We start from the raw sequence: 14,645 nt of genomic DNA, 5'->3' as shown, positions 1-14,645 counted from the left end.
TGTTTTTTTGAGTAGTAACAGTTTAATAATTGATATCTTAGATAAAATTTAGAACATCATGAAAATTACTTGTTTTGGAGAAGTACTTTGGGATATATTTCCACATCACAAAAAAATCGGTGGTGCTCCGCTTAATGTCGCTTTAAGATTAAAAACAATGGGAATCGATGCTTCCATTATCACTAAAGTTGGGGTTGATGATTTAGGACATGATATTACCACATACGTTGATAAGCAAGGGTTGTCCTCAGAAACAATACAAAAGGATTATCAGCATCATACTGGTGAGGTTTTAGTGACTTTAGATAATGAGGGGACAGCATCTTATGAGATTAGTTATCCCGTTGCTTGGGATTTCATAAAGATTACTGAAGAAGCTGTTAATGAGGTTACTGCATCTGATGCAATTATTTATGGCAGTTTAGCAAGTCGTAGTGAGGTTACTAGAAACACATTATTGGAACTTTTAGATAAAGCTAAGTTTAAAATTTTAGATGTAAACCTAAGACCGCCTCATTATGATGTGAAATTGCTTTCGGAATTAATGAATAAAGCAGATTTTATTAAATTAAACGACGAAGAACTTGATGAAATTTGCAATCATTTTGAGATAAATGAAACTACCCTTGAAGATCAAATAAGGGCTATTTCTAGGTATACCGGTACCGATCAAGTTTGTGTTACAAAAGGGGGGAAAGGCGCTACTTTATTTTATAAGGATTCTTTTTATCATAACAGTGGTTATAAAATTAAAGTGATAGATACAGTTGGAGCGGGAGATTCTTTTTTAGCTACCTTAATTTCTAAATTATTAAAAGGTAATGAACCTCAATTGTCTATTGACTATGCCTGTGCAATAGGAGCTATGGTTGCAGGAAGTGAGGGTGCTAATCCTACTTTTACTGATGATGAGGTTGCAAAATTTATTAATAATCAATAATTAGTCCAATTCCCTTAACCATATATTTCGGTAATGTACTGGATTACTATGATCTTGTAATTTTATCGGTCCTTTACCGTGTGGATCATTTTTAGGAGGACCAATGTATTCTGTACTTCCTAAAATTTCTACGTGATCTTGTACAAGTACTCCGTTATGAATTACTGTAAATGATCCTGATTTGGTTTTTTTACCATCAGTATCAAATTTAGGTTCGTGAAAAATGATATCATAAGTTTGCCATTGGTCGTTTGGTTTTGTCGCATTCACTAGTGGTATATGTTGTTTATATATCGAAGTTGCTTGTCCGTTAGAATAGGTACGATTCTGATAACTATCCAAAATCTGCACCTCATATTTATCCTGAAAGAAAACCCCACTATTTCCTCTACCTTGTCCTTCTCCTTTAACTACGTCAGGAGCTTTCCATTCTAAGTGTAATTGGACACTTCCAAAATTACTTTTTGTTTGTATATCACCAGTTCCTGGTTTTACAGTCATAGTCTTATCTGGATTGATAGTCCAAGAAGCTGCTGTACTATCTTTTGTAGAGATCCATTGGTCTAAATCATTTCCATTAAAAAGTACGATAGCATCTGAAGGTACATTCACTTCATTAAAAGAAACTGCTTTAGGTTCTGGGTTCCAGACTTCGGTTTCCTTAGGGTCTGTTATCTCTTTCTTAGTAATAGGAGAGTCTTCTCCTTTTTCAACAACTAATTCGGGAGTGTTTTTCTTCGAATTACAGAAGGTAAAAGTTATTGTAATAGCAAGTAACAGTATCTTTTTTAGAAAATTTTTCATATGATTTAAAGATAAGTAATATTTCAGAAAAAAAAATCGTTATAATTTAAAATGTAATATATCCTAACACGGAATATAATATTTGCTAATTTCAACGAGTTTGTGTTACAAATTAACCTTATTGTTATGGTCTTTTAGCTGGGATTATCATAATATTACTCATATGATATGAATGTAAAAGAATATCTAACAAGTAAAAGAAAAATTTAGTTAATCAATTAAAAATGTTTATAAAATTAAAAATAACTCTAATCGTGATGGCCTTACTAATTGGTTCATCAGCCATTGCTCAAAGTTTTAGAGTATTGGTGTTTTCCAAAACGGAAGGATTTACACACGCTTCTATTCCTGATGGAATCGCTGCGATAAAACAATTGGGCATCGATAATGACTTTGAGGTAGATGATACAGTAAATGCATCTGTGTTTACATTATTAAATCTACAACGATATGATGCGGTGATATTTTTGCATACTACTGGGGATATTCTTGATGCTTCTCAACAAGCTGAATTCGAAAAATATATACAAGCTGGAGGTGGTTATGTAGGAATTCATGCCGCTTCTGATACGGAGTACTCTTGGCCGTGGTATGGAGAATTGGTAGGCGCGTATTTTAAGGATCATCCCGCAATACAGAATGCAACAATAGAGATAGCTGATAAATTACATCCGTCTACAGAATCGTTACCAGAATATTGGCAACGTACTGATGAGTGGTATAATTTTAGAAACAATCCAAGAGGTAATGTACATGTATTGGCAACTTTAGATGAAAGTACATATAATGGTGGCGATATGGGGTATGATCATCCAATTGCTTGGTGCCATACCTATGACGGAGGTAGAGCTTGGTATACGGGTTTAGGCCATACAAGAGAAAGTTTTTCTGATCCAGATTTTCTTAATCATGTTTTAGGAGGGATCTCTTATGCAAGCGGTGCTATAGTTGGTGATTTTGACCCTACGGTAGATTCAAAATTTACAGTACAAGTGGTAGATGATAATCCTGTAAATCCAATGCAACTTACAGTACTTCCAGATCTTAGTGTGGTATATATTGAACGTGAAGGTGCTATTAAACTAAAAGATGTTGATACTGATTTAGTTACTACAATAGCTACCCTTAATGTAGATGCTGGTCGCGAAGATGGACTTATAGGAATTGTGTTGGATCCAGATTTTGAAACAAACAATTGGTTGTATTTATTTTATTCACCAAATGATGTAAGTGAAAATAGAGTGTCTAGATTCGAAATGATAAATAAAACAATAAACCTTGCTTCAGAAACTATTTTATTAAGAATACCAACACAAAGACAACAGTGTTGTCATTCTGGTGGAGATTTAGAATTTGATGGTAATGGCAATTTGTATATCACAGTCGGAGATAACATAAATCCATTTCAATCTGATGGTTTTGCGCCAATCGATGAACGATCTGGTCGATCCGCCTGGGATGCTCAAGGTACATCAGGAAATACGCAAGACCTAAGAGGGAAAATACTTCGAATCCATCCAGAACCAAATGGTACTTATACCATTCCTACCGGAAATTTATTTACAGATATTAATCAAGGTAAACCAGAAATATATATAATGGGTACCAGAAACCCTTTTAGAGTTGCTGTAAATACAGTCAATAATGAGATTGTTTGGGGTGATATAGGTCCAGATGCCAGAAATGATAATGCTAATAGAGGCCCCAGAGGATATGATGAATATAATCGAACTTCTACTTCAGGTAATTTTGGATGGCCCTATGTGATTGCAGATAATAGAGCATATGTAGATTATAATTTTGCTAATAGTACTAGTGGTGTAGTCTTTGATCCGAATAATTTGGTAAATAATTCTCCAAATAATACTGGAATGACAAATTTGCCAGATGCCATACCCGCTTGGATTTCATATCCTTATGAAGTAAATCCAGACCGTCCAGAACTTGGAAACGGTGGACGAGCAGCAATGGCAGGTGAATATTATAAATATGATGCTAGTAATACTTCTGGAGTAGGATTTCCTGAGTATTATGATAATACTTTATTTATTATGGAGTGGTCAAGGAACTGGATAAAAGAAGTTCGGTTTGACGAAAATGGTAATTTATTGCAGATTAATCCTGTAAAAGAAGATTTGATTCGCCCGATTGATATGCATTTTGGTCCAGATGGAGCGTTGTATGTAATAGAATGGGGGACTGGGTTTTCCGGTGGAAATGATGATGCCAGAATTATTAAAATAGAATATAATTCATCACTTACTAACAGCGCACCTAATGCCGTTGCTACTGCTTCAATAAATAATGGACAAGCTCCATTAAGTGTAAACTTCTTTGGTAATGAATCTAATGATGCAGATGTAGGAGATGTGCTTAGCTATGCCTGGGATTTTAATGGAGATGATATAACAGATGCATCCACAGAGAATGCTAATTTCGTATTTAATACTAACGGAGAATATATCGCTACGTTAACGGTTTCTGATCAAGAAGGCTTAACATCAGTGGCACAGGTTAATATCGTTGTAGGTAATACAGCTCCTATAGTTTCTATTGATTTCCCTTTGAATGGAGGTTTTTTTAAAGAAGAAGAAACCATCCGTTATAAGGTATCTGTAGTTGATGAAGAAGATGGTTCCATTTTAGATGGATCTATAGACTGCTTAGATGTTGTAGTAGAACCATCTATAGGTCACGACGATCATTCTCACGGTACAGGTCCTATAGATAATTGTGAAGGAGAATTTATAACACAGACTCACGGAGACGGTCCCGATAATATATTTTATGTTTTTAGTGCTGATTATACCGACCTTGGGGGTGATGTAAATGTTCCTTTAAGAGGAAGAACAGTTAGTGTATTACAAACTAAGACGAAACAAGCAGAACATTTTCAAGGAATTTCTGACGCAAGGGTAGAGAATACTTCAGATTTTATGGGCGGCGGCGGAAATGTAGGTTTTATTAATGATGGTTCTTATTTGAGCTATACCCCAATGAATTTTGAAAGTATAAATTATATGACTATTCGTTGGGCAGCTTTGAATAAAGAATCTATTATGGAGGTACATATCGATGCTCCTGATGGTCCTATTATTGCCAAAAGAAGATTGCCAGTTACTGGTGGATGGCAAGATTATGACTATTTCACTACAACAATAGATAATCCAGGAGGAGCGCACGAAGTTTTTGTAGTTTTTACAAGACCAGAAGGAGGAAATAGTTTAGGAAATGTTAATTGGTATGAATTTCACGGAAAAGGTATTTCTGTAGAAGATTTTCAAAAAAATAAAGGATTAAAAGCTTCTTATTATCCAACGAATGATTTCACTGGAAGCCCAATAATAAGAAAAGACCCAATGATATCTTTTGATTGGGATATGGAAAGCCCTGGTGCTTCTATTCCAGAAGATGGATTTAGTGTACGTTGGGAAGGACAGTTAATAGGTCAGAGAAACGGAGGATACACACTTTCTTTAGATAAGAAGAATGGCTCCGCTACAGTTTGGCTTAATGATGCGATCATTATGAGCGGAACAGATTTAACAGAATCAATAACTTTAACCCAAGGTCAATTATATAAAATTGTAATAGAATATGCGCACACTACTGGAGAAGCAGCGATAAAGTTAAATTGGGAAGGAGCTAATCCTGTAAACACTATTCATACCGAGTTTTTACGTTTAAACGAAGAGGATGTGTTATCTACTCCTGATGTAGAAAATAATGTATCAACTATTTTTCCCAATCCAGTTAACAACATATTGAGATTTAGTGAAAACTTAAAAGGAAAGTCTTATAAAATATATAATGTTTTAGGAAAGATGGTTACAGAAGGAACTTTTAAAGAAAGTATTGATACTTCAATTTTATCAAAAGGGTTATATCTTTTAAGAGTTGAAGATAAAGAAGTCTTAAAGTTGATTAAAAGCTAATAATTCATTTTTTTTAAGTTTATAATAGAAATGATATTAGAATTAAACTAGAAAAGAGCCTTTTCCAAGGCTCTTTTCTAGTTTAATGGGATTACTATTTATGAATTCATAATCCTAATATTTTTTTAAGATGTTCTCTGTCAATTTCTGTACCAGCAAAATCATCAAAAGCTTTTTCTGTAGCTTCAATAATATGATTTTGGATAAATGGAGCTCCTTCTCTAGCTCCTTGTTCTGGAGACTTGATACAACACTCCCATTCCATCACAGCCCACACATCGCAGCCATATTGGGTGAGCTTAGAAAAAACCGATTTAAAATCAATCTGTCCATCTCCTAAAGAACGATAACGCCCCGCACGGTCTATCCAATCTCCGTATCCTCCAAAGGCACCTTTTTTACCTGTAGGATTAAACTCGGAGTCTTTTACGTGAAAAGCTTTAATAAATTCGTGATAATGATCTATATATTCTAAATAATCTAATTGTTGTAAAACAAAATGACTTGGATCGTATAGGATATTCACCCTTTTATGATTTCCAGTTGCTTCCAGAAATCTTTCAAAAGTCACACCATCATGTAAATCTTCACCAGGATGAATTTCATAACAGACGTCTACACCTTGTTCATCAAAATGATTTAGGATTGGTAACCAGCGCTTTGCTAATTCTTCAAATCCCATCTCTACTAACCCAGCAGGTCTCTGCGGCCAAGGATGCATGGTATGCCATAATAAAGCCCCGGAGAATGTGCCGTGTACTCTGATTCCTAATCGATTACTAGCTGTTGCTGCATTTTTAACTTGTGTAACTGCCCATTCGGTTCTCTTTTTGGGATTGTTTTTACAATCCTCAGGTGCAAAATTATCAAACATCAAATCATATGCAGGATGAACTGCTACCAATTGCCCCTGAAGATGTGTACATAGTTCCGTGATTTCTAATCCATAATCAGCAATTCTACCTTTCAGCTCATCACAATAGGTTTGACTTTCTGCAGCTTTATCCAGATCTATTAATCTGGTTTCCCAAGTAGGGATTTGTATACCTTTATATCCAAGATCTGATGCCCATTTGCATAACCCATCCAAGGAATTAAAAGGAGCTGTGTCATCTATAAACTGAGCAAGAAATACTGCTGGTCCTTTTATCGTTTTCATGTAATTATAGTTTTTGAGGTTTTGAGTGATTAGAGTACACTGAATTCTAATATAGATCGGAACTCAAATACTCAATTCTCCAGTACTCACCACTTTTTATATTTTAATCCAGTTAGCGTTGTTTTTACTGCTTTCTACTGCGGCATATATAAACTTCATTCCACGAACACCATCAGTGACTGTTGGGAAATCCGGATTATCAGAAATAGATTTTCCGTTTTTGACATTTATTAATTCCTTGGCAAAGCTTCTATAAATCGTTGCAAAACCTTCTAAATATCCTTCAGGATGACCTGCCGGAATTCTAACGTACTCTGATGATGCAGGATAGGTTCCATTACCACCAGGGGTATAGATTTGTTTAGGTTGATCCAGCCATTTAACAATAAGCTGATTTGGATTTTCCTGATACCATTCTACACTGCCCTTTGTACCATAGATTTTAACCCCAAGATTATTTTCTTCTCCAGTTGCTATTTGAGAAAATGACATAATTCCTTTGGCTCCATTTTCAAAACGTAGTAAAACATTTCCATCATCATCAAGACTACGTCCCTCGCCAAAAGCAGTAAGATCCGCAGCAATTGCATTTATTTTAATATCTGTTATATATTCTATGAGGTTTTCGGCGTGTGTTCCAATATCTCCTAAGGCACCTCCAATTCCAGAGCGTTTAGGATCTACTCTCCAGGCCGCTTGCTTTTGACCAGTTTTCTCTACTGCAGTAGAAAGCCACCCCTGTAGATAGTGTGCATTAATTTTTCTGATGGTTCCCAGGTCTCCTTTAGCAATCATAGCTCTTGCTTGTTTCACCATCGGGTATCCAGTGTAATTATGGGTCAACGCAAATACTCTTTCTGAAGAAGTTACTACCTTTTCTAATTCGATAGCTTCGTCTAAGGTTAAAGAAAGAGGTTTATCACATATTACATGAAAACCATATTCTAAAGCCATTTTTGCTGGGGGGAAATGCATATGATTAGGAGTAACAATTGCTACAAAATCCATACGTTCTTCTTCTGAAAGCTTAGCTTCTTCCTTGATCATTTCTTCGAAACTTCCGTAGGCTCTGTTGTCCGATATGCCGAGTTCCTTTGCAGAAGTAAGACTTTTTTCCTTACTAGAAGAAAATGCCCCACAAACCAAATCGATCATTCCGTCTATGCTAGCAGCTTTACGATGTACATCACCTATGAATGAACCGGTGCCACCACCGACCATTCCCATTTTTAGTCGCGTCATATTAACTATCTTTATATTCTATTTTTTCATTCTTGAAGAAGATAGCAAATAATATCATGACTGCTACTGCAAAAACAGCAGGGAATATCCAAATGCTATTCCAATTGTGTTGTCCTTCTGATATAAGATTAGCATCTGTGATTTTTCCAGCAACATAAAACCCAACAAGCATTCCCAAACCATAGGTTGCTAAGGTAATTAAGCCTTGTGCTGCACTTTTGAACTTTTCTCCAGCTTTAGAATCTGTATAAATCTGTCCAGAAACGAAAAAGAAATCATAACAAATTCCATGTAATGCGATACCAACAATAAGCATAAAAGCTAGCTCCCCTGAATTACCATAGGCGAATAATAAATACCTGATTCCCCAAGCTAACATTCCAACTAAAATGGTTTTTTTAAACCCAAACTTTTTAAAGAAAAAAGGAAGGAGGAGCATAAAAAGTACTTCGGATATTTGACCAATAGTCATCTTTGCGGCTGGATTAGCTACACCAATTTCACCCAAAAACTGTCCTGCGTGTTGGTAGTAAAATGCTAGAGGAATGCAAATTAGAATTGAAGCAATAAAAAACATTAAAAAGTTTCTGTCTTTTAGAAGTTTTATAGCATCCAATCCTAAAATATCCGATATAGTTATTTTTTGCTCTTTACTGGCTTTAGGAGGTGTCTTGGGTAAAGTGAAACTAAATATTCCCAAAACAGCAGAAGCTATAGCTGTCATTAAAAAGGTGTTTTTTAGCATTCCAGAGGCTACTCCTTCTTCAGAATCCCAATGAAAGGCATAACTAATAACTAGTCCTGCAGCGATCCATCCGATAGTTCCAAATACTCTTACAAAAGAGAACTGTTTTGCAGGATCATTCATCTGATTAAAAGAAACAGAGTTAACCAAAGCTAGAGTAGGCATATAGGCAATCATATATCCTAATACATAAGGATAGAAGGCTGAAAAATCAGTAGCGTTAGCCATTTGATACATGAGTAAAGCTCCAATAAGATGCAATATCCCTAAGATCCGTTCTGCATTAAAAAATCGATCCGCGATCAATCCAATAATAAAAGGAGCAATAATAGCACCCCAAGATTGAGTAGAGTAGGCCATTGCGATTTCTCCTCCACTGGTTTTCAAAGAATTCGGTAAATATATACCCATAGTTACAAACCAGCCACCCCAAATGAAAAATTCTAAGAACATCATTAAGGATAACTGAAACTGAATGAATTTCTTCATAGTAAATAGTTGGTTAGTTTAGTTTTTTGGAAAGGTTGGTCAATAAATCTCTTGTTGCGATAATACCTTCGATTTCGCCTAGTCGTTCTCCTTCATATTCCACTCCAATATAACCTTGGTATCCAGATGCTTTTACAATTTCTAGCATCTTTTTATAATCTATAGTAGTTTCATTTCCTTCTGCATCAAAATCATAAGATTTAGCGCTTACACCTTTAGCAAATGGCATGAGTTCTTCTATACCTTTATATTTTGGATATTCCTTGATACATTTAGCGCCCCATCGTTCGCCCCCTTCGCGTTCTAAACAAAAATTACCAAAATCGGGAAGGGTACCGCAATTTGGCTTATTAACATTTTTCATAACTTTTGCGAGCAGGGCACCATCAGAAGATAAGTATCCGTGATTTTCAACAATTACATTAATACTTTTAGTAGCGGCATATTCGGATAGTTTAGTCAACCCATCAGTAGCAACTTCTACCCATTTTTCGGGATCATTTGTTCCGAATAGATTTACTCGTATAGAGTGGCATCCTAAAAACTGTGCTGCATCAACCCATTTTTTATGATTTTCTACGGTTTGATTTCGTACTTTTTCATCGATAACAGCTAAGTCTCCTTCACCATCTACCATAATTAAGAGGTTCTGTACATTGTGTTTTTCACTTTCTATTTTTAATGTATCCAAAAGTTGTTGTAATGCTTTAGCCGGATCTTTTGCGTCTTTATAAGTATATAGTTGACTTACATATTCTACTCCGGTAAACCCTAGTTCTTTTGCCTTTTGTGCAAAATCTATGGGATCCAATTTACCAGATTGTATTTCTTTATGAAGAGACCATTGTGCTAATGACAACTCGAAATAAGGTTCTGATGCTACAGGTTGTTCAGGTATCTTTTCTTCTTTCTGTTCGATTGTTGTAGTATTTTCTTTTGTATTATTCTTACAGGAACTAATAATTAATAGACAGATAAGCCCTTTAAAGATGGTTTTGTACATAATTTTAAGTTTAGTTAAGTGGTTTTTATAAAGCCCAGTCTTTTCCTCCGGTTAGGTTTTGAACAGAATCACAACCAATATATTCTCCGGGAACGGGTAAATAATTTAGTGCGTTTTCTGCAATTTCTTTAGAAGTTTTGAATCCATAAATGGATAAACCTCTTACAGATGAAAGAAAGTTAAAGGATATGGCTTCCTGAGAAATAGTATTTAAATCTTCAGGAGTTTTTACTGTAGCCATTTCTTCCTGATATTCTTTTTGTTTTTCTTTAGGAAGTTTTAAGTATTTCATAAGCAACGCATCATACGCTTCTACGGTGATATCGTCTATACTTTTTTCTTCAGTAACGCCTAGTTCTTTCATGATAACACCAGCACCATATGTAAACATTTGAGATTCTTCTTCCTCTTCAAGAGCGTTATTAATAAATTTATCAATAAACATAGGTACGTGTACTGATTTTGCACCTGCAATATCCGTTTCGGGAATGATAAGATCTACTAATTGTTCTAGAGCTTTTCCTTCATCTATTGATAAAAGTTCAGGTGTCCAGTCTAACACATATTCTTTTTGACAACTTTGTAAAATACTTAGTATTGTTGGAGTAGCAGCAATATACCCTGCTGATAATCCTATGTTTTTTAATGCTTCTCTTCTGTTCATAATACTGAGATTAAGCGTTTTTATGTAATTGTCTAGCTGCGTGGTCTGCAGCTCTAGCGGTAAAAGCCATATAGGTCAATGATGGGTTTACGCAACTTGCCGATGTCATAAAGGAGCCATCTGTAACATATACGTTAGGTACTGCATGGATTTGATTATTACCATTTAGCACGGAAGTTTTAGGATCTTTACCCATTCTGGCAGTACCCATTTCATGAATACCTAAACCAGGAGCTCCGATATCATCCCAAGATTCTATATCCGTAAAACCAGCTTGTTTTAGCATATCTATCGCTTGTTTGACCATATCTTTACGCATTTCTAACTCATTTTCTCTAAATTCTGCATCAAAAGTAACAGTTGGTAAGCCCCATTCATCCAGTTTTTCGTAGTCCAGTGTCATCTTGTTTTCGTGATATGGCAAGCACTCGCCAAAACCATTTAATCCCATTCTCCATTTTCCTGGTTTTAAAATTGCTTCTTTTAGTTCTTTTCCATAACCAAGTTCGGCAATTGTCTCTTTCCAATCATGTCGGCTTGCTCCACCTTGAAACCCGTATCCACGGTTAAAGTTCTTTTGATCTGTTTCGCCTCCAATGTTTCTAAAACGAGGAATATAAATACCGTTAGGTCTGCGACCTTTATAATATTTATCGTTAAAATCATCATAGGTTCCATAGGCTCCTGCCTTAAAATGGTGATCCATAATATTATGTCCCAGTTCTCCTGAATCATTCCCCATACCGTTTGGGAAACGTTCTGATTTTGATTGTATCAATATGCTTGCAGACGCTATAGCGGAGGCACATAGAAATATGACTTTAGCCGTAAACTGAGTTCTTTCTTTGGTTATTGTATCAATTACTTCTACGCCTGTAGCTTTTCCTGTTTTATCATCATATAGTACTTGATGCACAATAGAATTAGGACGTAATGTCATATTACCTGTTCTCTCTGCTGCAGGGAGCGTGGAGGAGTTACTACTAAAATAAGCTCCAAAAGGGCAACCTCTCATACAACGGTTACGGTATTGACAGTTCATCCTTCCTTCAAAAGTTTTGGTCCCCGTGATATGTGCTGCTCTGCCTATCGTAAGTTGACGATCTTTATAATTCTGAGCGATGTTCTTTTTTAAATGATCTTCTACACAATTTAATTCCATAGGAGGCAAAAATTGTCCATCCGGTAATTGTTCCAATCCCAGTTTTTCTCCGCTTACACCAATAAATTCTTCTACCTTATCATACCAAGGAGCAATGTCCTTGTATCTTACCGGCCAATCTACTGCGATTCCTTCTTTTTTATTGGCTTCAAAATCAAAATCACATAATCTATAACTTTGTCTGCCCCACATCAAAGATCGACCTCCTACGTGATAGCCTCTTATCCAATCAAAACGTTTTGTTTCATTGTAAGGATGTTTTAAATCATTAACAAAGAAATGACGATGTGCTTTGGCCGTTACATAACCCGTACGATGTTGTTTAGGTTGTTCGGCAATTTCAGATCTAGAGGGTTCACCTTTTAATTCGTAATCCCAAGGATCATCATTAGCAGTAGTATAGTCATCAATATGTGTGACCATACGTCCACGCTCTAATACCAATGTTTTAAGTCCTTTTTCACAAAGTTCCTTGGCAGCCCAGCCACCACTAATTCCTGTTCCTACGACAATTGCGTCATATTGTGGTTCTTGTTCCATATGTGTTTATATTTACAGACAATATATAGTTATATAAACGAGAAATTTTCTCGTCTTATTCTATTAATTTAATAACTGTTTCTAATAGGCTTTTAAAGCACTATTAGAAAGCTCTGATAGTAGTTTTGTTTGTCTGTTTTCTTCTTGTTCTGGAAGAAAGATATTCTTGCTATAGGTTATAAAAATTTATAGCTTTAGAATTCATTAATTATGAAATTCTGGTTCTAATATAAGAAGTTTGTTTGTGTTTTAACAATACAATTAACAAATCATTAATTAAATTAGTGATTCATTAAAAAATAACTCAAGTGCTATGTCAAAAGTAAATCGAAGAAAAGCCATTAAAAATTTATCTTTAGGTATCGGAGCGATAGGTTTTGGAAGTACAGTGATGGCTCAATCAGTATCCGAAAGTATTTCGAATTCATTTCAAGATGATTTAAAGGGAAACATTAACCATTCAGTATGTCGATGGTGTTATCAGAATATTCCTTTGGAAGAATTTGCGAAAAAGTCAAAAGCCATTGGAATTAAAGCAATAGATTTATTGAAACCTGAAGAATGGAAAATTGTTATTGAACAAGGACTAAGCTGTTCTTTGGCAACAGATACTTTTGCAAGTATTACAAATGGGTTTAATGATCCCAAAAATCACTCAGAATTACAAATTAAATATCAGAACTTAATTTCTCAAGCATCTAATTCTGGAATAAATCAGGTAATTGTTTTTTCTGGGAATCGTAATGGTATTTCTGAAGAAAAAGGTTTGGAAAACTGTGCAAAAGGATTGGATCCTTTGGTGAAGCATGCAGAGAAGAATGGTGTTACTTTAATTATGGAGTTATTAAATAGTAAAGTTGATCATAAAGATTATCAATGTGATCTTACTCCTTGGGGTGTTCTTTTGGTTGATAAAATAGGCTCAACAAGCTTTAAGTTGTTATATGATGTTTATCATATGCAAATTATGGAAGGTGATATCATTGCTACCATTAATAAGTATAAAGATTACATTGCTCATTATCATACTGGAGGTGTTCCGGGAAGGCATGAGATTAATCATACCCAAGAATTGAATTATCCTGCTATAATGAAAGCCATCGTGGCAAATGGTTTTACAGGTTATGTGGCTCAAGAGTTTATTCCTACGTACGAGGATAGTCTAGAAGCGCTAAAAGAAGGAATTATGATATGCGATGTTTAATTTATGTTATCAGAATCATTAAGTGCTACGTCGATTTTTCTCTTTTATCACACTGAGCTTCCGCCAAAGGCGGACAAGTGTTGTAGTGGAATTGAAAATTAAGGACTCAATGGTCTTCGACGAACTAAGACTGACAATATTATGGATTATGGAATCATCTTTTTTAAATCCTGAATTACGTTGATGTTATGTCTTAAATAAGCAAAAAGGATAAATAAAATAATAATCGCTACAGTAAAACCTAACAGGTTACCATTTTTACTACTGGAGACTTTTTTTGAGGTTTTAAGATAAGCTTTAGATAACTTTTTTGTGTATTTAGATACAAGAGCAAAAGCTGGAGCAAAAATTAATACTACAATTAGCATATCTATCAATACCAAGAGATATCCTTGTTCGTGAATATGCTTTTTTACATATTTAATTACAAATTCATTGATAAGAGCCGCGCAAAGCACAGCAATTGCATAGATTGCAAATTTGGTGAGTTGTCTTTTATTCATTGGGGGACACTAATTTTATAAACATTGTATGCAGTTCACAATATACTAAAAAGCTTTAATTATAAGAATGCCTATTCACTAATATAAACGGACTCGATTGTTGTTATGATAAAACGTATTGCCATAATACTTTGTTTTTATTAGCGTTAAACATATTAAAATGCACTACTAAAGTAACGTTAATTAACAATGTTATTAGGGGAATTTTCAACTTTGACATATATATTAGAGCTTACTGCTTATATAGTATTACCT

11 protein-coding genes are annotated in these 14,645 nt (G+C 35.0%); 3 read left to right on the top strand and 8 right to left on the bottom strand.

The window, feature by feature from the left end; translation table 11 throughout:
- Nucleotides 1–58: 58 nt before the first annotated feature.
- Entirely contained in the window at nucleotides 59–940 is an 882-nt protein-coding gene (locus D1818_RS06255) for a carbohydrate kinase (RefSeq protein ID WP_370449452.1), read from the top strand.
- Here the strand turns inward: D1818_RS06255 and D1818_RS06250 are convergent, their stop codons facing one another.
- A complete protein-coding gene (locus D1818_RS06250) occupies nucleotides 941–1,744 on the bottom strand; it encodes a DUF1080 domain-containing protein (RefSeq protein WP_118457077.1) in 804 nt (267 codons plus the stop codon). It abuts the gene before it with no gap.
- Between the two features lie 257 nt (nucleotides 1,745–2,001).
- Between D1818_RS06250 and D1818_RS06245 the strand changes: the two genes are divergently transcribed.
- Entirely contained in the window at nucleotides 2,002–5,679 is a 3,678-nt protein-coding gene (locus tag D1818_RS06245) for a ThuA domain-containing protein (protein WP_162897264.1), read from the top strand.
- A gap of 106 nt (nucleotides 5,680–5,785) precedes the next feature.
- Here the strand turns inward: D1818_RS06245 and D1818_RS06240 are convergent, their stop codons facing one another.
- The 6 genes from D1818_RS06240 to D1818_RS06215 form a co-directional block, all read right to left on the bottom strand.
- Entirely contained in the window at nucleotides 5,786–6,838 is a 1,053-nt protein-coding gene (locus D1818_RS06240; protein WP_118457073.1) for a sugar phosphate isomerase/epimerase, read from the bottom strand.
- A 96-nt stretch (nucleotides 6,839–6,934) separates the two neighbouring features.
- The gene (locus tag D1818_RS06235; RefSeq protein WP_118457070.1) at nucleotides 6,935–8,080 is read right to left on the bottom strand and encodes a Gfo/Idh/MocA family protein; all 1,146 of its coding nucleotides are present in this window, start codon (nucleotides 8,078–8,080) and stop codon (nucleotides 6,935–6,937) included.
- A gap of 1 nt (nucleotide 8,081) precedes the next feature.
- Nucleotides 8,082–9,314, bottom strand: coding sequence for an MFS transporter (locus D1818_RS06230; protein WP_118457068.1), 1,233 nt, complete (start codon nucleotides 9,312–9,314; stop codon nucleotides 8,082–8,084).
- A gap of 13 nt (nucleotides 9,315–9,327) precedes the next feature.
- On the bottom strand, nucleotides 9,328–10,317 hold the full coding sequence (locus tag D1818_RS06225) for a sugar phosphate isomerase/epimerase (RefSeq protein ID WP_118457066.1): 990 nt from the start codon (nucleotides 10,315–10,317) through the stop codon (nucleotides 9,328–9,330).
- A 25-nt stretch (nucleotides 10,318–10,342) separates the two neighbouring features.
- Nucleotides 10,343–10,981, bottom strand: coding sequence for a gluconate 2-dehydrogenase subunit 3 family protein (locus D1818_RS06220; RefSeq protein ID WP_118457064.1), 639 nt, complete (start codon nucleotides 10,979–10,981; stop codon nucleotides 10,343–10,345).
- Between the two features lie 10 nt (nucleotides 10,982–10,991).
- Nucleotides 10,992–12,683 carry a GMC oxidoreductase gene (locus D1818_RS06215; RefSeq protein ID WP_118457062.1) on the bottom strand — a complete coding sequence of 564 codons (1,692 nt, stop codon included), beginning with the start codon at nucleotides 12,681–12,683 and terminating at the stop codon, nucleotides 10,992–10,994.
- A gap of 313 nt (nucleotides 12,684–12,996) precedes the next feature.
- On the opposite strand from D1818_RS06215, the gene D1818_RS06210 reads away from it, so the two are divergent.
- Nucleotides 12,997–13,887 (top strand): hydroxypyruvate isomerase family protein, encoded by an 891-nt coding sequence (locus tag D1818_RS06210; protein ID WP_118457060.1) that lies wholly within the window; start codon nucleotides 12,997–12,999, stop codon nucleotides 13,885–13,887.
- Between the two features lie 146 nt (nucleotides 13,888–14,033).
- Here D1818_RS06210 and D1818_RS06205 read toward each other — a convergent pair whose 3' ends face one another.
- On the bottom strand, nucleotides 14,034–14,390 hold the full coding sequence (locus D1818_RS06205; protein WP_118457058.1) for a hypothetical protein: 357 nt from the start codon (nucleotides 14,388–14,390) through the stop codon (nucleotides 14,034–14,036).
- Nucleotides 14,391–14,645: the final 255 nt, after the last annotated feature.

Origin of the sequence: Aquimarina sp. BL5 (assembly GCF_003443675.1) — a bacterium.
Lineage (GTDB): Bacteria > Bacteroidota > Bacteroidia > Flavobacteriales > Flavobacteriaceae > Aquimarina.
Note: the sequence above shows the minus strand (reverse complement) of the source record. Positions and strands in the feature narration are given on the sequence as shown.